Origin of the sequence: Pseudomonas fluorescens, assembly GCF_902497875.1 — a bacterium.
GTDB lineage: Bacteria > Pseudomonadota > Gammaproteobacteria > Pseudomonadales > Pseudomonadaceae > Aquipseudomonas > Aquipseudomonas fluorescens_BR.
Map to the genome: position 1 here is coordinate 35,303 of NZ_CABVHY010000022.1, position 24,616 is coordinate 59,918.

20 protein-coding genes are annotated in these 24,616 nt (G+C 58.0%); 9 read left to right on the top strand and 11 right to left on the bottom strand.

Annotated features, from left to right (window positions below; all coding sequences use genetic code 11):
- Positions 1–54 precede the first annotated feature (54 nt).
- Both htpX and F8N85_RS21215 read right to left on the bottom strand, forming a co-directional pair.
- Positions 55–942, bottom strand: a complete 888-nt coding sequence (gene htpX / locus F8N85_RS21210; protein ID WP_150805481.1) for a protease HtpX — start codon at positions 940–942, stop codon at positions 55–57.
- Positions 943–1,254: 312 nt separating this feature from the next.
- Positions 1,255–2,466, bottom strand: a complete 1,212-nt coding sequence (locus F8N85_RS21215) for a pyridoxal phosphate-dependent aminotransferase (protein ID WP_150805482.1) — start codon at positions 2,464–2,466, stop codon at positions 1,255–1,257.
- A gap of 223 nt (positions 2,467–2,689) precedes the next feature.
- Between F8N85_RS21215 and msrB the strand changes: the two genes are divergently transcribed.
- The 3 genes from msrB (at position 2,690) to F8N85_RS21230 (ending at position 4,723) form a co-directional block, all read left to right on the top strand.
- On the top strand, positions 2,690–3,085 hold the full coding sequence (gene msrB, locus F8N85_RS21220) for a peptide-methionine (R)-S-oxide reductase MsrB (protein WP_150805483.1): 396 nt from the start codon (positions 2,690–2,692) through the stop codon (positions 3,083–3,085).
- Positions 3,086–3,779: 694 nt separating this feature from the next.
- Positions 3,780–4,265 (top strand): glutathione peroxidase, encoded by a 486-nt coding sequence (locus F8N85_RS21225; protein WP_150805484.1) that lies wholly within the window; start codon positions 3,780–3,782, stop codon positions 4,263–4,265.
- On the top strand, positions 4,262–4,723 hold the full coding sequence (locus F8N85_RS21230) for a MarR family winged helix-turn-helix transcriptional regulator (RefSeq protein WP_150805485.1): 462 nt from the start codon (positions 4,262–4,264) through the stop codon (positions 4,721–4,723). Before F8N85_RS21225 ends, F8N85_RS21230 begins: the two co-directional genes overlap by 4 nt.
- Here F8N85_RS21230 and F8N85_RS21235 read toward each other — a convergent pair.
- Positions 4,707–7,028 carry a response regulator gene (locus F8N85_RS21235; RefSeq protein WP_318183226.1) on the bottom strand — a complete coding sequence of 774 codons (2,322 nt, stop codon included), beginning with the start codon at positions 7,026–7,028 and terminating at the stop codon, positions 4,707–4,709. The two genes, F8N85_RS21230 and F8N85_RS21235, sit on opposite strands and share 17 nt — an antisense overlap.
- 161 nt (positions 7,029–7,189) lie before the next feature.
- On the opposite strand from F8N85_RS21235, the gene F8N85_RS21240 reads away from it, so the two are divergent.
- Both F8N85_RS21240 and F8N85_RS21245 read left to right on the top strand, forming a co-directional pair.
- Complete coding sequence (locus F8N85_RS21240; protein WP_150805487.1) at positions 7,190–8,080, top strand: ATP-binding protein; 891 nt, start codon at positions 7,190–7,192, stop codon at positions 8,078–8,080.
- Positions 8,077–8,559 carry a GAF domain-containing protein gene (locus F8N85_RS21245; RefSeq protein WP_150805488.1) on the top strand — a complete coding sequence of 161 codons (483 nt, stop codon included), beginning with the start codon at positions 8,077–8,079 and terminating at the stop codon, positions 8,557–8,559. The genes F8N85_RS21240 and F8N85_RS21245 overlap by 4 nt, the downstream gene beginning before the upstream one ends.
- Here the strand turns inward: F8N85_RS21245 and F8N85_RS21250 are convergent, their stop codons facing one another.
- From F8N85_RS21250 to F8N85_RS21280, 7 genes are all read right to left on the bottom strand, one after another.
- Positions 8,560–11,508 (bottom strand): HD domain-containing phosphohydrolase, encoded by a 2,949-nt coding sequence (locus F8N85_RS21250; protein ID WP_150805489.1) that lies wholly within the window; start codon positions 11,506–11,508, stop codon positions 8,560–8,562. It abuts the gene before it with no gap.
- Positions 11,509–11,651: 143 nt separating this feature from the next.
- Positions 11,652–15,341: a transporter substrate-binding domain-containing protein gene (locus F8N85_RS21255; RefSeq protein ID WP_150805490.1), complete on the bottom strand. Its 3,690-nt coding sequence runs from the start codon at positions 15,339–15,341 to the stop codon at positions 11,652–11,654.
- 8 nt (positions 15,342–15,349) lie between these two features.
- Complete coding sequence (locus F8N85_RS21260; RefSeq protein ID WP_150805491.1) at positions 15,350–15,976, bottom strand: response regulator transcription factor; 627 nt, start codon at positions 15,974–15,976, stop codon at positions 15,350–15,352.
- Positions 15,977–16,414: 438 nt separating this feature from the next.
- Entirely contained in the window at positions 16,415–17,746 is a 1,332-nt protein-coding gene (locus F8N85_RS21265) for a deoxyguanosinetriphosphate triphosphohydrolase (protein ID WP_150805492.1), read from the bottom strand.
- Positions 17,747–17,946: 200 nt separating this feature from the next.
- The gene (locus tag F8N85_RS21270; protein WP_150805493.1) at positions 17,947–18,285 is read right to left on the bottom strand and encodes a hypothetical protein; all 339 of its coding nucleotides are present in this window, start codon (positions 18,283–18,285) and stop codon (positions 17,947–17,949) included.
- Positions 18,282–18,671 (bottom strand): phage holin family protein, encoded by a 390-nt coding sequence (locus F8N85_RS21275; RefSeq protein ID WP_150805494.1) that lies wholly within the window; start codon positions 18,669–18,671, stop codon positions 18,282–18,284. The genes F8N85_RS21270 and F8N85_RS21275 overlap by 4 nt, the downstream gene beginning before the upstream one ends.
- Position 18,672: 1 nt before the next feature.
- Positions 18,673–18,987 carry a DUF883 family protein gene (locus F8N85_RS21280; protein ID WP_150805495.1) on the bottom strand — a complete coding sequence of 105 codons (315 nt, stop codon included), beginning with the start codon at positions 18,985–18,987 and terminating at the stop codon, positions 18,673–18,675.
- 336 nt (positions 18,988–19,323) lie between these two features.
- Between F8N85_RS21280 and F8N85_RS21285 the strand changes: the two genes are divergently transcribed.
- Positions 19,324–20,532 (top strand): ammonium transporter, encoded by a 1,209-nt coding sequence (locus F8N85_RS21285; RefSeq protein WP_150805496.1) that lies wholly within the window; start codon positions 19,324–19,326, stop codon positions 20,530–20,532.
- Positions 20,533–20,670: 138 nt separating this feature from the next.
- On the opposite strand, the gene F8N85_RS21290 is transcribed toward F8N85_RS21285, so the two are convergent.
- Positions 20,671–22,629, bottom strand: coding sequence for a monovalent cation:proton antiporter family protein (locus F8N85_RS21290; RefSeq protein ID WP_150805497.1), 1,959 nt, complete (start codon positions 22,627–22,629; stop codon positions 20,671–20,673).
- A 215-nt stretch (positions 22,630–22,844) separates the two neighbouring features.
- Between F8N85_RS21290 and F8N85_RS21295 the strand changes: the two genes are divergently transcribed.
- The 3 genes from F8N85_RS21295 (at position 22,845) to F8N85_RS21305 (ending at position 24,532) form a co-directional block, all read left to right on the top strand.
- Positions 22,845–23,081: a glutaredoxin family protein gene (locus F8N85_RS21295; RefSeq protein WP_150805498.1), complete on the top strand. Its 237-nt coding sequence runs from the start codon at positions 22,845–22,847 to the stop codon at positions 23,079–23,081.
- 159 nt (positions 23,082–23,240) lie between these two features.
- Positions 23,241–23,561, top strand: coding sequence for a transcriptional regulator (locus F8N85_RS21300; protein WP_150805499.1), 321 nt, complete (start codon positions 23,241–23,243; stop codon positions 23,559–23,561).
- Between the two features lie 80 nt (positions 23,562–23,641).
- A complete protein-coding gene (locus F8N85_RS21305) occupies positions 23,642–24,532 on the top strand; it encodes a pseudouridine synthase (protein WP_150805500.1) in 891 nt (296 codons plus the stop codon).
- Positions 24,533–24,616: the final 84 nt, after the last annotated feature.

Here is a 24,616-nt window from a genome sequence, read left to right on the forward strand (position 1 = left end):
GCCAATGCAAAAGGGCGACTTGCGTCGCCCCTTTGGGTGGTTCAGTGACTGCTATCAGCCGCGACGGCGCAGGGCGTCGATGCGCTCTTCCAGCGGCGGATGGCTCATGAACATGCGAGCCAGGCCTTGCTTGATGCCGCCATTGATGCCGAAGGCAGTCAAGGTGTCTGGCATGTGTACCGGCAGGCCTTGCTCGGAACGCAGGCGTTGCAGGGCGCCGATCATGGCGCTGGTACCGGCCAGTTGAGCACCGGCTTCGTCTGCACGGAATTCGCGTTTGCGCGAGAACCACATGACGATCGAGCTGGCCAGGATGCCCAGTACCAGTTCGGCGAAGATGGTCGCCACGTAGTAGGCGATGCCCTGACCTTCTTCGTTCTTGAAAATCACCTTGTCGACGAAGTTGCCGATGATACGTGCGAAGAACATCACGAAGGTGTTCACCACGCCTTGTATCAGCGCCAGGGTCACCATGTCGCCATTGGCCACGTGGCCGATTTCGTGGGCCAGCACAGCTTTCACTTCATCCGGCGAAAAGCGTTCCAGCAGGCCCTGGCTGACAGCGACCAGCGCGTCGTTCTTGTTCCAGCCGGTGGCGAAGGCGTTGGCCTCATAGGCCGGGAAGATCCCGACTTCAGGCATCTTGATCCCGGCTTCGCGGGACAATTGCTCGACGGTCTGCAGCAGCCATTGTTCGTGGCGAGTGCGCGGCTGGGTGATGATTTGGGTGCTGGTGCTCATCTTCGCCATCCACTTGGAGATGAACAGCGAGAACAGCGAACCTGCGAAACCGAAGACCGCACAGAAAATCAGCAGCTGATTGAGGTTGAGATCAACCCCATTGGCCGCCATGAACCCGTTAAAGCCGAAAAGGCTCAGGGTGATGCTGGCAATCAGCACGACCGCCAGGTTAGTGGCCAAAAACAGCAAGATGCGCATCATGGTTGTAGAAATCTCCTCATGCTAAAGATGTAGCGTACTGCGGGGTATATAAGGTGCTGCACCAGGCTATTCAACCAAGTGACTATTTCAAACTGTGTCTTGCAGCTGAATTGTAGACGTTTGCAGGGATTTTCCGGCGTTGTTCCGGCAACCGCCTGAGCCCTTGTTGCAGCTGCGGGTCCCGTAGTCATTGGGTGTGGTGTCTGAACATGCAAACCACAAGACACGGGAAGGGGATTTTTAATGGAAGCAGAGATGTGTTGCTGGATTAATCACTGTGCGACTGGGTAAAAGCCGCACAGCCTGATGGCACTACTGCCGATAGGTCTTCAGGAAATTACCGATTCGGCCGATCGCCTGGTCCAGATCGTCCAGCCGTGGCAGGGTCACGACGCGGAAGTGGTCAGGCCACGGCCAGTTGAAGGCCGTGCCCTGGACCACCAACAGTTTTTCCGAAAGCAGCAGATCGAGCACGAATTTTTCATCGTTGTGGATCGGACAGATCTTCGGGTCGATCCGCGGGAAGGCGTACAGCGCACCCATCGGCTTGACGCAGCTGACACCCGGAATGTCGTTGAGCAGTTCCCAGGTGCGGTTGCGCTGTTCCAGCAGGCGACCCGCCGGCAACACCAGGTCGTTGATGCTCTGATAGCCGCCCAGGGCCGTCTGGATCGCGTGCTGGCTCGGCACGTTGGCACACAAGCGCATGTTGGCCAGCATGTCGATGCCCTCGATGTAGCTCAGGGCATTGTGCTTGGGACCGGAGATGGCCACCCAGCCAGAACGGAAGCCTGCCACCCGGTAGGACTTGGACAGGCCGTTGAAGGTCAGGCAGAGCAGGTCTGGAGCCAGCGAAGCGGTGCAAATGTGCACGGCGTCGTCATAGAGGATTTTGTCGTAGATTTCATCGGAGAACACCACCAGCTTGTGCTGGCGCGCCAGTTCCAGCATGCCCAGCAGCAGCTCGCGGGAGTACACCGCACCGGTCGGATTGTTCGGGTTGATGATCACCATGGCCTTGGTGTTGGGCGTGATCCTGGCCTTGATGTCGGCCAGATCGGGGAACCAGTCGGCCTGTTCGTCACACAGGTAATGCACCGGATTGCCACCGGCCAGACTGACCGCGGCGGTCCACAACGGGTAATCGGGCGCGGGGATCAGCACTTCGTCACCGTTGTTGAGCAGGGCCTGCATCGACATAACGATCAGCTCGGAAACACCGTTACCCAGGTAGATGTCTTCAATGCCGACGCCTTCCACCTGCTTTTGCTGGTAGTACTGCATGACAGCCTTGCGGGCGCTGAACAAGCCCTTGGAGTCGCTGTAGCCTTGCGCGGTCGGCAGGTTGCGGATGACGTCCTGAAGGATTTCGTCGGGTGCTTCGAAACCAAAGGGTGCCGGGTTGCCGATGTTCAGCTTGAGGATGCGATGACCTTCCTCTTCCAGGCGTTTGGCGTGCTTGAGCACCGGGCCGCGAATGTCATAACAGACGTTGGCGAGCTTGTTCGATTTGCTGACCTGCATGGCGATGTGTTCCTGAAAATGAACGATCCAGGCGGTGTATGAACTACCGTACTGGGAATCCTGCGTTTGCACACAGGCCTGTAACCGGCGTCGCAGCGTGAAAATCCGTTTGAATGCGCGTTACACGGCTGCCAGACTGGCGTTTAACGAGGCGCAATCATACGTGCCGCCTGATCCGTGGAAAAGATACAGATCAGGCTTTTTCAGTTGCCGAGGCAGGATCATGGAAAAATTAGAAAAAACCCTGGAAGAATGGCGATCGATGCTCGATCCGGAGCAGTACAACGTTTGTCGCCTCAAAGGCACTGAACGACCGTTCTCTGGCAAGTACAACGACACTAAAACCGACGGTGTCTATCACTGCATTTGCTGCAATGAACCGCTGTTCGACTCCAAAGCCAAGTTCGATTCGGGCTGCGGCTGGCCGAGTTTCTACGAACCGATCGGCAAAAGCGCCATGGTCGAGATTCGCGATGTGAGCCACGGCATGATTCGTACGGAAGTAGTCTGCGCCAAATGCGATGCGCATCTGGGCCATGTGTTCCCGGATGGTCCGGCACCGACCGGGTTGCGTTACTGCATTAACTCGGTGTGCCTGGATCTGGTGCCGCGGGGCTGATTAAGTCCGGTTCTGGATATGGTGTGACCGCCGAAAGGATCGCAGCCTGCGCCTTTGATCAGCGAATCGGAGAAGGCGAACCGTGGCGACGGAAAGGCTCGGGGCGTGAAGGCGGCCTGACAGCCGGCCAGGCTCTTGAGGGTCGGTGTACATATCCATTCCTGCGGTAACGGCCACTTATGGTTTCGCTTTTACAGCGAGTCCCTTTGGCAAACGCCGGAGTGCCGGCCCAGCCCAAAGGAACCAAAGGTCTCGCCCCGAGCGTACGGCACCTCGCTATGGCTCGGTGTTCCCTCGCTCCGGTGTCCATCAGGGGGCGCCGCAATGCGGCGGAGTCAGCTTCGCTGACGGCGCTACGCGCCACCCCCCCGATGAACACCTCCACTCGGCCTGCCGAAGGGGCGGGTAGATCAAGATCAAAAGCTAGGCGGCCTACCGGCCGGCCTGTTTATTGTGGGTACACGTTCCCCCTGTAGGAGCTGCCGCAGGCTGCGATCTTTTGATCTTGATCTTCGTCAGTCTTCAAATCGCCAAAAGGTCGCAGGCTTCGCCAGTTCCGCCAACCCTGTAAAAGCCGTAAATTGTCGGGTCAAGCCTTTCTGGAACTATCGTTCTAAAAATCGGGGAATTACATTGCGCGCAATTCAATTGCTCGCTATGTTTATCTACTATTTCCGTTTCAGGAACCTGCGCCATGACCGACAATCTGCTGGATATCCCTTGCACCACGATCAAGGGTGAGCAAAAGACCCTGGCCGATTACGCCGGCAAAGCCGTGCTGGTGGTCAATACGGCGAGCAAGTGTGGTTTCACGCCGCAATACAAAGGGCTGGAGGAGCTTTGGCAGAGTTACAAAGACCGCGGTCTGGTGGTACTGGGCTTCCCGTGCAACCAGTTCGGCAAACAGGAACCGGGAAATGAAGGGGCTATTTCCGAGTTCTGCGAGTTGAATTTTGGTGTCAGTTTCCCGCTGTTCAAGAAGATCGATGTCAATGGCAGCGAGGCTCATCCGCTGTTCGTGCAGTTGAAGAAACGTGCTCCAGGTGTGCTGGGCTCCCAAGGCATAAAATGGAACTTCACCAAGTTTCTGATCGGCAAGGACGGCAAGGTGGTCAAGCGTTTTGCTCCGGCGACCAAACCGCAGGACCTGACCCGCGAGATTGAAGCATTGCTGAAATGAATGAGCTGTCCGTCGATTCGCTCAAGCTTGATAGCCAACTCTGCTTCAAGCTGTACGCCGCTTCTCGGGCAGTCATTCGTGCCTACAAGCCGATGCTTGACCAGTTGGGACTGACCTATCCGCAATACCTGGCCATGCTGGTGTTGTGGGAATGGCAGGACTCACCGCCTGAGCAGCCGACGGTGAAAGCCCTGGGCGAACGTTTGATCCTTGACTCAGGGACGCTCACGCCGTTGCTCAAGCGTCTTGAGCAGATGACACTGGTGCAGCGTCAGCGCTCGGCTCGGGATGAGCGTGAAGTGCATTTGAGCCTGTCTGCGGTCGGGGTGGCCTTGCGCGAACGGGTCGCGCCGCTGAAGGCGCGACTGTTGTGCGACAGCGATATTGATCCGGTCCGTCTAAATGAACTGCGCAGGGGCCTGGACCAGCTACTGGTGCAGATCAAAGCGTTGCCGTAGCGGGTACCCAGCGCTCGAGCAGGCTTGCCAGTTCTTCTCGGCGGAACGGTTTGGCCAGATAGTCGCTCATCCCGGCCGCGCGGCAGCGTTCACGTTCTTCGGGCATGGCATTGGCGGTCAGCGCGACGATCGGTAAATCGGGCCAGCGCCCACTGCGGCGAATCTGCCGGCTGGCTTCATAGCCGTCCATGACCGGCATGTTGCAGTCCATCAGCACCAGGTCGAAGCTGTAGTATTCGAGCAGATCCAGGGCCTCCGCGCCTTGGGCTGCAACCGTGACTTCGCAGCCAAGTTTGCTGAGCATGCCTTTGGCCACCAGCTGATTGACCGGGTTGTCCTCGACCAACAGGATGCGCGCCCGCCGCTGCGGCGACAGGGCTTCAGGTTCCGGGTCGTAGAGGTTGCTGGTCTCGACCTGCAAGGTCCGCTGCAAAGTTTGATACAGCGCGTTACGTGCAAGGGGCCGAGCCTGTTGCTGCAGGGGCGCCAGAGCGGTGACTTGCTCGCTGGGCATGAAGCTGCCATAGGCGGTCACCAAAAGAACGGGCGCCTGGATGGCGGGACGTATCCCGAACAGGCATTCAGGACAGTCGGTGATCAGCAGGTCAGCGCTGAGACCGATCAGCGAATCGTCGATGCTGCGCCGTTGGTAGTCCAGCCCCCAGCCGGGCAGCAGGCTGTGCAACAGTTCGGCCAGGCCGCTATTGGCGGCAGTGATGGCAACGATGTGCCCTCGCAGTTGCGGCGCAGCGGCGACCGGAGTGTGGCAGGGCAATGGCAGGTCGGCGCAGAACTGGCTGCCCAATCCCGCCTCGGAACTGATGGTCAGCCGCCCCTGCATGGCTTCGCAAAGGTTGTAGGTCAGCGCCAGCCCCAGGCCGGTGCCGCCAAATTGCCGGGTAATGCCGGCACCTGCCTGGGTGAAGGGCTGGAAAATCTTCACCTGGGCGTCCTGAGCGATGCCGATGCCAGTATCGCAGATCTCGATTCTGACGCCCCCTTCATAGTGGCTCAGGCGTACATCGACGCGGCCGAAGCGGGTAAATTTCAGGGCGTTGGACAACAGATTGCTGACGATCTGGCGCACCCGTGTCGGATCACCCAACACCAATGCCGGAAACTGCGGGTCAATCAGGCAGGCCAGTTCGACACTCGGAGCGGCGTTCTGCGAGAGCAAATTGGCGGTGTCTTCGACCAGCACCCCGAGGTCGAAGGGGATACGTTCAAGCTCCAGTTGACCGGCGTCGAACTTCGACAGGTCGAGAATATCGTTAAGCAACTCCACCAATACCTTGCCCGAATCATGGGCAATCGACAGTTGCTGACGCTGTTCGGCGGTCAGCGAACTGTCCAGCGAAAGGGCGATCATCCCCAGCAGACCGTTGAGCGGGGTGCGGATTTCATGACTCATGTTGGCCAGGAATGCCGAGCGCGCCTCAGCCATGTCGAGGGCCGTGCTGCGAGCGCGTTCGAGCTCTTCGTTGGACAGGCTCAAGCGGGTGTTGATGGCTTTGAGTTCGGTGGTGCGCGCCGAGACGATGTTCTCCAGTTGCCCGAGGTAATCGGTCAAACGGTTCTCGGCGTTGCGCCGTTGCTGAATCTCGGTGGCCATGTTTTTGAATTGTTGGTTGGCGACTTTGACCAGTACGCCGATTTCATCGTTTTCGTGGTCATGGGGACAATCCAGTGGCGTCGGGTCGGCGCTTCGCGGGTCCCGGCTGCTGAGTTCGCGGATGACCCGAACCAGAGGTTTGGTCAGCATGACGTAGAACAGCGCCAATAGAATCCCGCTCAACAGCAGGCTGCGGGTAAATCCGTTGAGCAGTGTCACCTCGGCCCTGCTCAGAAAGCGGCTGCCGAATGCGTAGGTATCCACATCCAGATGCAGAGTGCCCAGCGATTCCTCAGGCATTTGATCGAGATAGAGCCGGTCTTCGAATCGTCGCTCGGCGCCGAACAGGAAGTCGCTGATCAGCCGGTAACTGCTTTGGTGGCCGGGGCGCTTTACGCTGGCAAGCACTGTATTGTTGTTATCGATCAGTCGCGCGCCGATGATCGCCGGGGAGCGCAACAGGCCCAGGGTCAGTTCCTGGGCGAGTTCGGAGTCGATGTTGTAGGCGATTCGCGAGGCCGGGTTATGGCTGATTTCCAGCAGAGAGAATATTTCTCGATTGATGGAGGCGTCTTCGCTGGCATAATCGATGCCTATCTGCAGCAGACTGAGCAGGGTTCCGAGAATGAAACCGACCAGCACGGTGAGCCTGGCCTGTTTGTAAGACAGGCGATTGGTGAACCTGATATCCATGGGTTGCTGAACCACTTCCGTATCCCTTCGCTGGACAAGCATAGCTGATCACTGTTGATAATCGGCAGGCTCCGGTGTCAGTCCTGCATCCTGCTCTGAATCGCTCAATGCCGATTGTGTATGGACAACATCATTACTGTGAACGTGTCTGAGGAGAAGTCGTGGATTCTCGATTAAATGCTTTTCTTGAACGCGCCGATGCGGTTCTGGCTCGCCTTGAGCCTTTGCTTCCCGCTCCGCGACAAACCATCGACTGGGCCGGGTGCCTGGCCGCCCGCTGGCAGCGTGAAGGACGCAGCGGCTACCTGTTGCCACTGGAGGTCAGCCTGGACACGCGCTTGTCCGATCTGATCGGGGTGGATAAGCAGTGCGAGCAGCTGGGTCGCAATACCCGGCAGTTCCTCGATGGCCTGCCGGCCAACCACGCGTTGCTCTGGGGTTCGCGTGGGACCGGAAAATCCTCGTTGGTCCGGGCGTTGCTGGCCGAGCACGCCGAGGCCGGTCTGCGGCTGATAGAGATCGAGCGCGATCATCTGGCGGATTTGCCGCGAGTGGTCGAGCAGTTGCAAAAGCTGCCACAGCGATTCGTGCTGTTTTGTGATGATTTGTCGTTCGAGGCGGGCGAAGGCGACTATCGAGTCCTCAAAAGCGTGCTCGACGGCTCGCTGGAACAGGCTCCGGACAACGTGTTGTTGTACGCGACCTCGAATCGCCGACACCTGGTTCCGGAGAACCAGAGCGACAACGAGAACTGGAAAAGGGTCGATGGCGAGCTGCACCCCAGTGAAGCGGTAGAAGACAAGATTGCCCTGTCGGACCGTTTTGGCCTGTGGTTGTCGTTCTATCCTTTCACCCAGGAACACTTTCTCAATGTGGTCGAGCACTGGATCGGCGAGCTGGCGCGCAAGGCCGACCTGCAATGGCAGCGCACTGAAGAGCTGGAGATCCTCGCGGTTCGCTGGGCGACCGGACGCGGCAATCGCAACGGGCGTTGCGCCTATCAATTCGCGCGGTATTGGGTGGGGCTGAAATTGCTGGAGCAAAAAACATGATCGATTTGCACAAAAGCGCTGAGGGCCTCGATGGCTATGCAATGTTGTGCGCCCAGCTTGAATCATTATTGGCCGATGAGCGTGACTTCATTGCCAACGCCGCGCAGTTCTCGGCCTTTTTGTTCAACCAGCTGGATGATCTGAACTGGGCCGGGTTCTACCTCAATCGCGATGAGCAATTGGTTCTTGGTCCGTTTCAGGGCCAGATCGCCTGCGTGCGAATCCCGTTCGGTCGCGGTGTATGCGGGGCTGCCGCCGCGACCTTGCAAACCCAACGGGTCGAGGATGTGCATGCGTTCGCCGGGCATATCGCCTGTGACAGTGCGTCGAACAGTGAACTGGTGGTGCCGCTGGTCAAAGACGGTCGATTGATTGGCGTACTGGATCTGGACAGCCCCAGGCTGGCGCGCTTTACCGAGCAGGACCAGGCCGGCATCGAGCAGTTGGCGGCGATTTTCCTGCGCTTGAGCGACTGCTGATCAGGCGCTCAGCCCGGCCATGCCGAGCAGGCTGTCAGGGTCTACCGCATCGATCTGCTGCGGCTGCAGGAATTTATGGGCGTATTGCAGATAGATTTCATCCTGAATGAACAGCCCGAACAACTCGGGATCGATATGGGCATCGCGGCACATGGTGGCCATGATGCCCAGTGCTTCACTCAAGGTCTTGGCTTTCTTGTACGGGCGGTCCGCCGCCGTCAAGGCCTCGAAGATATCGGCAATTGCCATCATCCGTGCCGCCAGGCTCATCTCCTCGCGTTTCAACTGTTTCGGATAACCGCTGCCATCCATCTTTTCGTGGTGACCGCCGGCGATTTCGGTGACGTTGCCAAGGTGGCCGGGAAAGGGCAGGTGGCTGAGCATCCTGATGGTCTGCACCATGTGGTGATTGATGATGTAACGTTCCTCGAAGGTCAATGTGCCTCGAGTAATGCTCAGGTTGTAGAGTTCGCCGCGGTTGTACTTGTACTTCGGCACATCGAGCTTGAACCCCCACGGGTTGTCGGACGGGATGAGCTCGGCTTCGGCACGCTCCAACAGATGCTCGGGCTTGTCGGCCAATAATGGTTCAGTGACCGGAAGGGTGGGGGCAGGCGTGCGTTCCTGGCGTTTGTGCTCTTCCCAGGAAACCCCCTGGCGATCATCAAGGGTACGGGTCCAGGTCCGTTGAGCGATCCTGCGTAGCCGTTGCAAGTCGGCCTCGGCCATGGTTTCGCTGCCGAGGTTGCTGCGGGCGATGAAGGCGAAGTCGTCGTCGAGATCGGCCAGGCAGGCGTTGCGCAGCTCGGCCATTTGCTGTTCGTCAGCGCCCAATGCACGGGCTTGCCAGTAGTTGATCCAGGCGTCGCGCTTGAGCACTTCGAAGCGGGTTCGAATTTCGTGAATGCGGTCGTAGAGTGTTTCCAGTTTGGTGGCTTTGTCGACCACGTATTCGGGCGTGGTGACTTTGCCGCAATCGTGCAACCAAGCGGCTATATGCAAGGTTTCCCACTCATCTTCGGTGGGTTGGTATGCGCTGAATGCCGGTTGCTGGCTGGCCGCTGCCGCTTGAGCGAGCATCAGGGTCAAGGCCGGTACCCGCTGGCAATGGCCCCCGGTGTATGGGCTCTTGGCATCGATCGCGCCGGCCAGTAGCTGGATGAATGAGTCGAGTAGCTGTTTTTGTCTGGCTTGCAGTCGTTGGCTTTCGATGCAGACCGCCGCTGCGCCGGAAACTGCCTGGATAAACGCAATCCGGTCGGGGCGCAGCTTTTCCAGGTCTGCTTGGTTGCCGCTATCGGCCACTAGCAGGGTGAGTATGCCGACCGTCTCGTTGTGGCGGTTGTGCAGGCGAATGCCGATCAGGTGAACGCTTGGGCATTCGAGAGCCAGCAGTACGCTCTGCAGGTCTGCTGCCTGCTCGAATCCAAGGGTGGTGACGACATTCGCGTTGCTGGTCAGATGCTGCAGCCAGTTGGGGCTTTGCGGGTCTTTTGGGTCATGCGCCCGGATAGCGAACGACTGCAGATCCTGCGCAGTGCCGTTGATGATCAGCCCATGGGGCTCAAGGCGAGTTCCGTCGCCTTCGCGCAGGTAGATCAAGCCGGCCTGGGCCTCCCCGATGTTCACGGTCTCGAACAGCACCCGCTGCAACAATGGCTCGAAGCGAGTTTCCGCAGAAAGGCTGGCGGTGATCTCGAAAAAGCTCGCCAGGGTGTCTTTCATGCGCGCCATCGAGATGCTCAGTTGGTCGACTTCCAGCACCGGTGAACGACGGGTGACCGGGTAATTGAAGTCGAAACTGCGGATCGCGTCGGCTTCCTGGACCAGTGCGCGCAGCGGCTTGACCAGGATTCGCGAGATCAGCCAACCCAGGGGCAGGCACAGCAACAAGGTGGTCAAGGTGATCAACGCGCCTTGCCAGCGCATTCGATAGGCATCGGCGAGCAGCTCCTCTTCAGGAACCAGCAGTGCCAGTTGCAAACCCCGCGGTCCACCTTCCTGCATGCTGCTGCGGGCAACGACCCATTGGCGGTTGCCCACCGTGAGGCGGTTGTTGCTGATATCGCTTTTGAGCAGTGCATCCAGAGCCGGGTTCAGATCATTGACCTTGATCAGGCGTGCGGTCTGGCTGTCGACCACCAGCTTGCTGCTATCGGGGTAGGCAATGGCATTGCCGTCGGCATCGAAGAGCGCGATCTGGGTGTCGGGGGTGACCACATGCTTGGCCAGCGTGGAAGACAGCTCGCTCAGTGTCAGGTCGGCCCCCATCACTGCGCTCTCGCCACTACGGCGGGCGAGGGTGGTCCCGACATTGCGGGTCGAGAAAAACAGATAGGGTTCTGTGGTGACTTGATCGGCATCTGCGCGCGCACTGGCAAACCAGGCGCGTGTGCGTGGATCGTAGGTTTCTTGTGGATAGTCGTAACCGCCAAGTGGGGCCAGTGACTGATCGAAAAACAACGATTGGGAGTGGACTTGCCCGGTATTGCCGTCGCGCTCGATGCTCCAGACTTGATAGGCCGCGTTCTGCGGAGCCTTGAAATGATCCTTCAGCGCTGTGTTGCGCAGTGGACGAACCATGAAGAAGTCGCCATCGGTGTAACCGAGGTAGAGCGATGCCAATTTCGGGTTGTCCTTGAGCGATTGGCTGAAGGGTTTGAGCAGCGCCAGTCGGTGCTCAAGGTCGGGCGCCCGGGTGTCCGGATAATCGGCCAACAGGCTGAGCAGATGGCGGATTGGCTCATAGGTGGCCTGCAGATCGAGTCGCACATCCTGTTCTATCCGGTCGAACAGTTTTTGACTGCTGGAAAGAATGATCTGCGTGGTTTGCCGGTAATTGAAGAGACCCAGGACGACCCCGGTAAACAACAGCAGAAGGGTGAACATCACACTGATATGGACATGCAGGGGAAAGCGACGTTTATCCGGGCGCAGTGGACTGGGCATTGCAGGGCTCTCCATGAAATCGTACTCACTGCTCAGCGTCCAGCATAGTTAAGGCTGGATCAGTCTGCATTGCAGAGTTGCAGTTGCGACCGGTGTGGAGCGCAAACAGCCTGGCCGGTGAGCGCAAGCTGTGAGGATTTGCATCAGGTACCCCGGTGAGGGCTGTTCAAGGTCTGTTGGTCGTACCGGGGGGCTTTTTCCACTTGCCCAGTGTGCCGCCGGATCTGTTGCTGCAGATCTCGCTCCAATTCAAGCATGGCCTGTTCAATGGCGTTGCGGCAGGCGTCGACTTGCTCGGTGCTGGCGCCTTCGGTGCAGGAACGCTCGAGGGCTTCGCAATGCTCGGTCAGGGTAAAGGCGCGGACCATTCGGGCGACCCCCTTGATCTTGTGCGCACTATCGATCAGGTCCTGGCGCTCACCCTCACGGGGTAGCCCGAGCAGTGCTTGCAGGTCCTGACGGGTGCTGCTCAGGAGTTCGCCGAGCAAGCGTAGAACCTGGCGCGGATCACCGCCGGTCAATAGCTGCAAGCCATCAAGATTGAAGGTGCTTTTGGCAGGAAACAACGGCTTTATCTCTGCCAGGCGTTGATTCAATGCGCTCAGGCTGATCGGTTTGAACAGGCAATCATCCATCCCGGCCTGCTTGCAACGGTGCCTTTCCTCTTGTTGGGCGTTGGCGGTGAATCCCAGAATGGTGCAGGGGGGTGACTGATGCTGTTGTTCACTCTGGCGGATGGCGCGGGTGAGTTCATAGCCATTCATGACCGGCATGTTGCAGTCCGCGATCACCAGGTCGAAATGTCCATCTTCCCAGATCTGCAAGCCCTCGGCGCCTTGGTGAGCCGCGGTAGGGTGATGCCCGAGGAATCCAAGTTGCTGGCACATGAGCAGGCGATTGGCCGGGTGGTCGTCGACTACCAGAACGTTCAATATCGCGCTTGTGTCGGGAAGCTCCGGCTTGGCCTCATCCATAGTCATTTCGGGAGGGAGGCTGGTCATCTGCAAGGAGACATGAACTTGAGTGCCGGCCCCGATCTGGCTGGTCAGGCTCAACAATCCTCCCATCATCTCGCACAGACTGCGGCTAATGACCAGGCCCAGACCTGCTCCAGTCCCGGCCAGATGGCCGGGACTCTCCGCCTGGGCAAAGGGTTCGAACAGTCGTTGCTGGTCTTCGTCACTGATACCTATTCCCGTGTCCTGAACCTGCAGTTGCATTTGAACCTGTTGCGGTTGTTCGCCGGGTGTCAGCTGGACCCTGACCCTGACATGGCCGTGTTCGGTGAATTTGATCGCGTTGCTGACCAGATTGGTCAGGATCTGTTTGAAGCGCAGAGGGTCGATCAATACATTGCTTTGCTGGTGCTTCGAATCGAACTCCAGCAGCAGGCTGAGGTTTTTTTGTCGCGCCAGCCCGTCGAACACGCGTATGACCGACTCGACGATCTCGTGCAGGTTGACTCGCTCGGGGGCAAGGCTCAGGCGGCCTGACTCGATGCGAGCGATATCGAGAATATCGCCGATCAGCTCCAGTAGATCCTTGGCCGAGTTGTACGCCACTTCAATGGCCGGACGATCAAGGTGACCCTGATCCGCGCGTTTCAAGGTCAATTCGAGCATGCCGATCACCGCATTCATCGGCGTACGAATCTCATGGCTCATGGTTGCCAGGAAGGTGCTTTTAGCGCGGTTCGCATCATCGGCCTGTTCCTTGGCCGATCGCAGCTCATCGAATAGCTGGCGGCGTTCGCTGATGTCGATCCAGCCACCAATGATGCCCCGGACCTCTCCCGTCGAATCGCGGTAGGGCAGAACCCAATGGTAGATCGTCAGCTTTCGCTCGCCGATATGCAGTGGGCGATCGACCAGCAATGGAATGCCTTCGGCTACCACGCGTTGATAATCGGCCTGGTACTGGCGGGCTTCAACCTCATTGCTCAACACTCCCTGCATGACGTTCTTGCCGATGACGTCTTCACGCCTGGCACCGAAGGCTTGCAGATAGCTGTCGTTGCAGCTCTGAAGACATCCATCCCGATCTCGAACGTAAATCGGGTGCGGCGTTCCGTTGACCAGCGCTCGCATGAACTCAAGCTGGTCATTGAGTGCCCGTTCGGCCATTTTCCGCTGGTTGATCTGCCTGCGCATATAAGCATTCCAGGCCAGGGAAATCAGCAATAGCAGACCGGCACCGATGACGATCTGGTAAATCAGCCGCTGATAATCGCGCCAGTAGCTGTCCGGTGCCGTGCTATAACCACGCCAGCGACTGTTGATGATGCCCAATTCGTCCGGCGCGATACTCAGCAGCGCCTTGTCGATGATCGAACTCAGTTCCGTTGCACTGCGCGCCGTGGCCAGTGAAAAAGCGGCTTGCTGGGTACCGATGGTGGCGCTGATCTGGAGTGTGTCCCGGAACAGCTGCGTGGAGATGAAATAGTTGGCGATCACCAGTGAATTCACGGCACCTTCGACCTGGCCTTGGGCGAGTAACTTTGCCGCGCTGAAGGTGTCGCTGGTTTCCACCAGACTGATGAGCGGGAATTCATCGCGCAGAAAATTCACTACCGGACTGCCTTGGGTGACCGCCAGACGTTTGCCTTGAAGTTGTTCAAGGCTGCCCGGCTGGGTCGCACCCTTTTGAGTCAGCAGCACATATGAATTCTGCAGGTAAGGGCGACTGAAGCTGAGTTTTCCCTCCCGCTCATTGCTGGGCAGGATGGCGGCAATGATGTCCGCCTGGTTTTCTTCGATCTGCTTGATCATTTCGTTGACGCCTCGGCTGCGTTGAACCACAAAACGCAAGCCGGTGCGAAGCCTGATCAGTTCAAGCAGATCCGCGGTGATGCCACGGAAGTTATTCTCGGCGTCAAAAAAAGTGAGGGGCGCGTAGGTCTCGTTCACTATCACCCGGACAGTCGGATGTTGCTTCAGCCAGCGCTCTTCGCGTGATGTCAGTTGCAACTTCTGATCAGTGAGAAGTATGTCGCTGCCGGCGCTCCAGCGTTTGGCGATACTCTCGCGTTCACCGGTTGGAACGGCCTTGAGTGTGCCGTTGATGATATCGAGCAGGACCTGATTGTCTTTGCGTACCGCAAAACTGAAACCTTGAGCCTCATGTTTACCAAAATTGGCCATCTGGATGTTTTTCAGATAACCCTTGTTGATCATGTAGTGAGTCGAGATGGTGTCGCCGAGAAAGACATCTGCCTGATCAAAGGCCACGGCGTTGATTGCGTTCTGGTACGAAGGGTAGGCGGTAATGATGGCCTTTGGGTAGAGCGCCTTGACCTCCTCTTGCGGCAGGTAGTGATACACCATGCTCAGGCGCATATCGGCGAGCCCATCGGTCAGCGAACGGCTTTCTCTTTCGCGAGTCACCAGCACCGGCTGGTCCACGGCATAGGGCGTTGAAAGCAACAGGTTCGGGTTACCCGCTTCAAAGCCGTTGGCGGTACCGAGCAGGTCTAACTCACCCCTGTCGAGCGCCTCAATGGCCGCCTCCCTTGAGGCGAAACGTAGCACCCTGACGGGCAGGGACAGGGTCTTGCCGAGGATGCCGGCGTAATCGGCGGTGAGGCCTTCATAGTCATGACCACTGATGGTCAAATCGAAGGGTGGGTAGTCCGCAGCGGAAGTGCCGAGGATCAATTCGCGCTTGTTGTGAACCCATTGCTGTTGTGTTTTGTCCAGTTGGACTTCCATGTGGCCAGTGCTTGATCGACTCAGCAGTGTGTAGTTTTCGGGTCCGGGTTGTACCGCGGACGCGGAGGTGCTCAGGCATAAACCTGCGCTCAATGTTATCAGACAGTCCTTTAAACCCCTGAGCATCCTGTTTCTCACACTAGCGCGTTACGTTTTGCCATCTCGATAAGTTCTACCAAGGATTTGGCTTTGAGTTTTTGCATAAGTCTTTTCTTGTAAGTGCTGACAGTCTTGTTGCTGAGAAACATGCCCTTGGCGATTTCCTTGTTGGTACGGCCTTGCGCAAACAGTTGCAGTACCATGAGTTCTCGATCATTGACGGACTTGAACAGGTCCAGTTCGAGAGAGGCAGGATCACAGCCGCGAACAGGATTCAATGCCTGACTCGGAAAGTAGTTGTAGCCGGATAGAACAGCCTTGATGGCACTCATCAGTTCGCTCAAGTCCTCTTGCTTGCAGACATAACCGGAGGCGCCCGATTGCATGGAACGAATCGCGAACAGCGTCGGCGACTGTGCCGTCAGTACCAGCGTCTTCGGGGGAGGGCTCATGGCATTGAAGCGAGACAGAACTTCCAGTCCATCAAGCTTGGGGATACTGATATCGAGAATGATCAGGTCCGGCATACATTCGCGGACCATTTGCATGGCATCAACCCCATTATCAGTTTCACCGACGACTTTATAATTTTCGTGCTCTAACAACATACGAACTGCCAGGCGGATAACGGGGTGGTCGTCGACAATAAAAACTGAGTTCATAATCACATCCCATACGAGCGCAAATAAAGCGGGCACCTTAGCTCAGATGGGGGCGCGCACGCATGAACTGACTGGCCCGTAGGTGCAATATAGGATAAGTCCTACATCAAAAAAGGCGAAGGATTACGAATGGACTAGGTTTAATAAGGTGTGTGGTAAGTTTGAAACCATATGTAAGTGTGGTTGATTTTGTTAGAGGTATTTTTCATTCGGTATTAGTAAATATTCCTACTCGCAATATGGGGTGTTTCTTGATTATTCGCTGGAAGACTTGTTTTCGATAATTATTGAGTGTTCTGTGGAATTGCTTGTTTCGGCTCAATAGATGATGAGAGGGGTTGGATCCACTATAAGTTTTTCATAGTTGCAGAAGTGTTTACCGTCACTGGTTTTCCGATCAGCCGCAGCGGGAGTTGCCGCGCGGCTGACCGAAAGTTTTTACTGCGGGCTGGAGCGTCCGGTCATCTCCCGTGCCATCTCGCTGGCGTAACTGTCGGTCATGCCTGCAATGAAGTCGATCATCCGCAGGAAGGACGTGTGCAGGGGCCAGCTTGGGTCAGGTGCATTGTTACCCAGCAGGTCAAGGATGCGCCGGTTCTTGAACGACGGGGTGCGCCCGCCGTGCTGTTCAAGGGCGGCACCGCAGAAAGCGTTCAGCAGGATCTCCAGCGTGGTGTAGGCGCCGATTTCATGCAAAGTCTTGCGCTTGTCCTGGAAGATTTTCTTGCGGGCCATGTCTTTGGCATTCAATACGCAACGCTTGGCCGGACCGTGCATATGCTCGACCAGGTCGCCAGGAAGGGTACCGGCCAACAGCGCATCCTGTTGCTCGACGAATGCCCGTGCGGCGGCGTTGGTCAGGTGCTCGATGGCTTTGCCGCGCAGGATCGCCAGCTTGCGCCGTCGCGAGTCCTGCGGGCCGAGCTGGCGATAGGTTTCCGGCAGGTCGTCACCCACCAGTCCCAGCAGCAGGGACTCGACTTCGGCGTATTCCAGCAGGTCCATCTCCAGACCGTCCTCAAGGTCGATCAGGGCGTAGCAGATGTCATCGGCAGCCTCCATCAGATAAACCAGTGGATGACGCGCCCAGCGTTGTTCCTCCAGTTGCGGCAGTCCGAGTTTAAGGGCGATCTGCTCCAGTAGCGGCAGTTCACTCTGATAGCAGCCGAACTTGTGTTTCTTGTAACCCAGCGAGTCGGCGTGGCGTGCGGTCCAGGGGTATTTCAGGTAGGTGCCGAGCGTCGCGTAAGTCAGCCGCGTACCGCCGTCGAACTGATGGTATTCGAGCTGGGTAAGCACCCGGAAACCTTGGGCGTTGCCTTCGAAATTGAGGAAATCATTGCGCTCGACGTCGCTCATGGCATCAAGCCAGCCGCGGCCTGCGGCTTGCTGGAACCAGTGGCGGATTGCGTCTTCGCCAGAATGCCCGAATGGGGGGTTGCCGATGTCGTGAGCCAGGCAGGCGGATTGCACCACCATGCCCAGGTCGCTGGGGTCGCACCAGTCGGGCAGGGCGCTGCGGATGGTTTCGCCGACGCGCATACCCAGCGAGCGGCCGACGCAGCTGACTTCCAGCGAGTGGGTCAGGCGTGTATGGATATGGTCATTGCTGGAAACCGGGTGCACCTGAGTCTTGCGCCCCAGACGGCGGAAGGCACCGGAGAAAATGATGCGGTCGTGGTCTTTATGGAAAGGGCTGCGACCGAGCTCTTCCGGGCTGTGCAGCGGCTTTCCGAGTCGTTCGCGGGTAAGCAGGGTTTGCCAATCCAAGGCTGGTACTCTCCGTCAAGTGACTGATGAGCTAGCTTCCCGGTTCGCGCGTCGCGCTGCAAGGGGAACCAGAGCCCCGCGGCGTCAAAATGGTCAGTTCTTGTTGAAAGGTCTGCTGCCGGATGGACAGGCAGGATCGAACCCCCTCGAAAAGGAGGTCCGACCCAGGGGTTTTGCAATGTAGCCGGATTCCGACAGGACTAGTCCTTGCGGGGAGAACCTTGCATCACCAGTTTGATCAGCGGCACCAGGCTGGCGCCGAGTCTCGCCAGACGGGATACGCTGCCGACGCCTCCGCTTCGGGCTCCCTTACCGCTCAAAAAACCCAGTAAGGTCACCGCGGCGACGCCCCAGAGCGGCGCGTGCTTGATACCGAAGCCCTCCTGCCAGCCTTGGGTCATGCCGCGTACGCGTTGCAACGGTTGCAGCAGGTTGCGCGACTCATGGCGGATTTCCTGGCGGTGCATTTCCATGCGCAACCGGATCAACACCTTGCGCATTTCGCGTCGGGAACTGTTGGGTGGTAGCTCAGGGTTCATGGCAGGAGACGCTCCCGGTCGTTGGCCAATTCTTCAAGGGTCGAATGGAACGGCGATGACTCGTCGAAGATCGCTGCTTTCAAGCGCATCGCGCAAAACAGCGCGGCGAGCGTATAGAAACCACACAGGCCAATGATCCCGGCCAGGCGATAGCTGTCCCAGACCAGAATCAGCACCAGTGCCGAGAGCCCGATCAGCAGCAGCAAGGCAAACACCAGGGCCAGGCCGGCGAACAACAACAGGCTCACTGTCCGGGCTTTTTGCTCTTGCAACTCGATGCCGAACAATTCGACATGACTGTGCAACAACCCCAAGAAAGCCGCACCCAGTCGCCGCGGTGAGGAGCTTGGGCCCGTCTCGGACGAGCCGGATTCACCGATAGCCATATTAGCGCCGCGTCGCCAGCAGGCCGATCAGAAAGCCTACGCCAGCAGCAATGCCTACCGATTGCCATGGATTGGCCTGGACATAGTCTTCAGTGGCGGTGACTGCCGCTTTGCCGCGCTCGCGCAGGGAGTCTTCGGTCAGTTGCAGGGTTTGGCGGGCACGCAGCAGGCTGTCGTGAATCTGCGAACGCAGTTCATCGGCTTGGTCGCCGGCCAATGTCGCGGTGTGTTCCAGCAACCTTTCCGTGTCATTGACCAGGGTTTGAAAATCCGCCATCAGTACTTCTTGAGCAGTCTTTGCTGTTTTGCTGGCCATGGTTATCTCCGTAGGTGGCTTCTGAGTATTTCGAGTATGAGGCTTGCTGGAAGGTTCAGTGCAATTGACTGGTACAGCTTTTGCTTTGTCGTGGTGCGCAGGGAAGCGATTTTGCGCCGCGGCTGGGCGTCAATGTGGCGCGAGCCCATGAAAACCATAACCTAAAAAACTAAAACCCGCGAAAAACCCCTAGCGGCGATTTGCCTGTTCGTGATTCCTGCGCCAAAGCGGTTCACCCATGCCACAGCCTAGACTGTGGTCGGTGCCAATTTGGTGCATAAAAGGAACCGCCGAACTGCTTTGGTGCTTTTTCCTGCATTCAGGTCTGCCAACTCCATGGAAAATCTGCAAAGCGCTGTGGACAGTCTGGTCCACAGCTCCAATACGCTGTTCATTCTGATGGGCGCGGTCATGGTGCTGGCCATGCACGCTGGTTTCGCCTTTCTTGAAGTGGGTACGGTCAGGCAAAAAAACCAGGTCAACGCGTTGTCGAAGATCCTCAGCGATTTCGCCATTTCGACCCTGGCCTATTTCTTTATAGGCTATTGGATTTCCTACGGCGTCAGCTTTATGCAACCCGCGGCGGTGATCAGCGCGGATCACGGCTATGGGCTGGTGAAGTTTTTCTTCTTGCTGACCTTCGCTGCAGCCATTCCGGCGATCATCTCTGGCGGTATCGCCGAGCGCGCCCGATTCGCCCCCCAACTCTGTGCAACGGCGCTGATCGTGGCCTTCATTTATCCGTTCTTCGAAGGCATGGTGTGGAACGGCAATTTCGGTCTGCAAGCCTGGTTGCTCGCACGCTTTGGCGCGACCTTTCACGATTTTGCAGGATCAGTGGTGGTGCATGCCATGGGTGGCTGGCTGGCGCTTGCCGCCGTATTGTTGCTCGGGCCACGGCAGGGCCGATACCGCGAGGGACGGTTGGTCGCCTTTGCGCCGTCGAGCATTCCGTTTCTGGCCTTGGGTTCGTGGATCCTGATTGTCGGCTGGTTCGGCTTTAACGTCATGAGCGCACAAGCCCTGCAAGGAGTCAGCGGGTTGGTGGCGATCAACTCATTGATGGCGATGGTCGGTGGCACCGTGGCGGCGTTGATCGTCGGGCGCAATGACCCCGGCTTCTTGCATAACGGGCCATTGGCCGGGTTGGTAGCGATTTGCGCGGGTTCCGACCTGATGCACCCGGTCGGGGCGCTGGTAACAGGCGTCATCGCCGGGGCATTGTTCGTCTGGTGCTTCACCGCGGCGCAAGGCAAGTGGAAGATCGATGATGTGCTGGGTGTCTGGCCATTGCATGGGCTTTGTGGCGTCTGGGGTGGAATTGCCTGCGGTATTTTCGGCCAGAGCGCGTTGGGTGGCCTGGGTGGGGTCAGTCTGATCAGCCAGTTGATCGGAACCGCATTGGGGGTGGTGATCGCCTTTACTGGTGGGCTGCTGGTTTATGGCGCCATCAAGTATTTCCATGGGCTGCGGTTGAGCCAGGAAGAGGAGTATTACGGCGCGGATCTATCAATACACAAGATCGGTTCGGTGAGCCAGGATTGAAGGTGTGTGCCCGTCGGTTCGCCGATCCCTCTGTAGGAGCTGCCGCAGGCTGCGATCTTTTGATCTTTGTGTCCGGCCGATCACCGTATGGTTTCGCCGAGAAGATCGTCCGAACGCAGGCCCGAACCTTCGCCAGCTCTACGCCCCGCCCAGCAGCCGCGCTTCGCAGGCCTCGATGGCGGATAGGGTTCCGGACATCAGCACCTTGTCACCGGCCTGTAAATGGGTGGTTCCCTCCACCGTCAGGTCGTTGCCATCGCGCTGCACGGCCTGAACGTCCACGCCCAGGGGCTCCAGGTCCAGTTCGCTCAATGACAGCCCACAGGCATGGGCATTGGCGCCGAGATTGACCGCATGCATCAGCACCTTCGGCTGGCCACGGTTGTCCAGCAGGTTGCTCTGCGCGCCATGATAAAAGCCATGTAGCAGTCGATAGCGGTTGTGCCGCACTTCATCGACCTTGGCCTGAACCTGTGTTTTGGGCAGGCCGAGCATGATCAGCGCATGGGAGGCAAGCATCAGGCTCGACTCGAGCAGTTCCGGGACTACTTCGCTGGCACCGGCGGCTTTCAATTCGGCCAGTTGGCTGTCATCGCGGGTCCGCACCAGAATCGGTACCTCGCTGTTGATGCGGCGTGCCTCCTTGAGCACGATCATCGCAATCTCGCTCTTGTCCACGGCAATCACCAGCAATCGGGCACGTCCAAGCCCTACAGCGGCGAGCAGCTCGCCCCGGCGTGAATCGCCATAGTGCACGCAGCTTTCGCCGGCCGCGGCTTCCTGAATCCGTACCGGGTCGTCATCGAGCGCGATGAAGTGCTGTTGTTCGCGGCGCAGGAAGCGCCCGATGGACTGGCCAACCCGACCGTAACCGCAAATCACCACATGCCCGTTCAGTTCGGCATTGAGCTCGCTGATCTGCTCCAGTTTCGTCTCTTCGTTGGGTTTGCGATGCACGCGCGCGGCAATCCGGGGGGCGGCGCGCAACAGCAGGGGCGTGAGCAGCATCGAACAGAACGTCGCCGCCAGCAGCAGGCCACTGATGTCGCCGGGCATCAGTTTGCTTTGTTGCATCTGCGCCATCAGCGCAAAGCAGAACTCGCCACCCTGAGCCAGCGCCAGGCCGCTGCGCCAGGCGGTTTCAGCGTCGTTGCCGCGCCACTTGACCAGCGCCGCCACTACCATGCCCTTGATCAGCAACAGCCCCAGGGTCAAACCGAGGATGAGTAGCGCATGGCTGACGAACAGCTGCAGGTCGATCAACATGCCGATACTGACGAAGAACAGCCCAAGCAAGATGTCGCGGAACGGCCGGATGTCGGCTTCGATCTGATGCCGGTAATGGCTTTCCCCCAGCAACATGCCGGCCAGAAAGGCACCGAGGGCGGGGGAGAGTCCCAGCAGGTGAGTCAGCCAGGCGGTCAGCAGGACAATGACCAGGGCCAGCAGCACGAACAATTCGGCGGAGTGGGAAGCGGCGACCTCATGGAACAAACGCGGCAGTAGCCAGCGGCTGGCCAACAGCAGGCCCGCAAACAGGATGACGGTCTTGCCCAGGGTGATCGGCAGTGCCCAGTACCAGGCCTGATCACTATTGCCGGCAAACACCGGGATCAGGGTCAGCAAGAGCACCGCGACCACATCCTGGAACAACAGCACGCCGATCGCGTTCTGACCGTGGCTGCTGAATATTTCACCGAGGCTGGTCAATTCTTTACTGACGATGGCTGTCGAGGACAGCGCCAGGCCGGCACCGAGCAATATGGCCGAGGTGATCGACACGCCACACAGCCATAACACTCCACCCAGCAATACCCCTGAAATCAGGACCTGCAGGCTGCCCAGGCCGAAAACCACGGAACGCAACGCGAGCATTTTCGACAGGGAGAACTCCAGTCCCAGGGAAAACAGCAGGAAAACCACGCCCAGTTCGGCCAGATCCGGCAGGTCTTCGCTGTCATTCACCCAGTCGAACGCTGTAGGCCCCACCAACAGGCCGACGCACAGATAGCCCAGCACCGGCGGTAGTTGCAGGCGCCGGAACAGCGCAATCACCACCAGTGATGAAGCGAGGATGATCAACAGATTCGCAAACACAGAAGTCTCCGGTCAGGGGTCATGCGTAACAGAGCGTAGAGGCAAAAAAAGCCGCGAGCATGGTGCAATTGACGTTGGGGGAGAATGATGTGCGTCATTCTTTTGTGACACTGTCTGACACTGTCTGACACTGCCTGGGTGGATCCATCCCTTGACTCGACGAGTTTTCCCGTCCGGCCTAGAATGAACGCCTATTCCTTGTCGGTCTGTTTGTCATGCCCCCTGAATGCCAGCTGTTCGGCACCCTTGGTTGCCATCTCTGTGAACTCGCCGAAGCTGAAGTGATGCCGTTGGTGGAGGGCGGTTTGCTGGTGGAACTGGTGGATATTGCCGAAAACGAAGCCTTCTTTGAACGCTACGAGTTGCGTATCCCGGTCCTGCGACGTGTTGATACCGGTGCCGAACTGGATTGGCCGTTCGATGCCGAGCAGGTGGTAGCATTTTTACGTTGAACCATAATCTGCATTAACGACGGCCACCTCCCACTTGTCGATCCTTCTGTAATCGCGTTGGCGAGAGATGTATTATTCGGTTACTGTATGCATGTACAGTAGTCGAAGTGTTCTGCCATGTCTCTCACCTGGCGAATCAAGAAAACAGAGGGATCTACCATGGTCAATGTCGAACAATTGAAGAGTAGCGTAAACCGGATGTCCGCTGAGGTCGTGCGCGAGGCGGTGCTTGAACTGCGCCTGGATGGTCTGGTCACTGAAGGCAAGACGCCTTTCAACAAGCTGCATTTCAATACCTGCTTCGCTGAAATCGAAGCCTTGTTCCAGCGTGCCGGATACCATAAGCAACTGGACGTCGTGGGTTACCAGGGCTTGTTGTATGCGCTTTATGATCCTGGTCGCTGGGAGGCGGTCGATGTGCTGCGCTGGCTCAAGGAGTTTACCGAAGCCGCAGCGCGACCTGAAATGATCCACGCCTGATACCGGTGATGGAATCTCTCCTAGGTTCGCTTGCGCCCATGCTGGATAATGCCGGCCTGCATTAATGGCCAGAGCCCTGTATGTCTACGTCATCTTTTAGCGCTGCACAGCATCAAGCCAGCACTTTGTACCTGCCTGCGGGCTCATGGCCGACGGTGCTCGATTGCCTGTGCGAACACTTCAGCGCCATCAGCCGCGAACAATGGCTGGACCGGATCGCTCGTGGGCGCGTGCTGGATGGCCAGGGTGTGGCGATCAACGTTGGCCTGCCATACAAGGAAGGCCTGCGGATTCATTATTTTCGTGAGGTACCTGACGAAAAGCCGATCCCGGTACTGGAGTCGATTCTCTATGCCGATGAACACCTGGTGGTGGCCGATAAACCGCATTTTCTCCCGGTCACTCCGGCGGGTGAGTACGTCGAACAGACCTTGTTGCGACGGCTGATCCGGCGCCTGGATAACCCGCATCTGGTGCCATTGCATCGCATCGACCGGCATACCGCGGGGCTGGTGTTGTTCTCGGCCAACCCCGAGAGCCGTTCGGCTTATCAGTCGTTATTCCCCACACGAAAAATCGAGAAGCGTTACGAAGCTATCGCCCGGGCTTTGCCTGAGTTGTCATTTCCGCTGATTCACAAAAGCCGACTGGTTGATGGCGAACCTTTCTTCCGCATGCAGGAGGGACCGGGGCCGAGCAACACCGAAACGGCGGTCGCAATCAGCGAGAAAAACGGCGAGCTCTGGCGCTACGCGTTGTCTCCCGTGACCGGCAAGAAGCACCAGTTGCGGGTGCATATGAGCGCGTTGGGGGCGGGTATTTGCAATGACCCGTTCTATCCCCGGGTCCTCAAGGATGCGGAGGATGACTATGCCAACCCGCTGAAGCTGCTGGCGCAAGGCTTGCGGTTTATCGACCCGCTGAGTGGGCTGGAGCGCCATTTCGAAAGCGAAATCACTTTGCAATGGTGATTCTGGCAATGGCCGTTGCCAGGCAATAAACGATAAAACCCGCACAAGGCAGGTTTTATCTGGCGCACGGTATAGCCGTCGGGC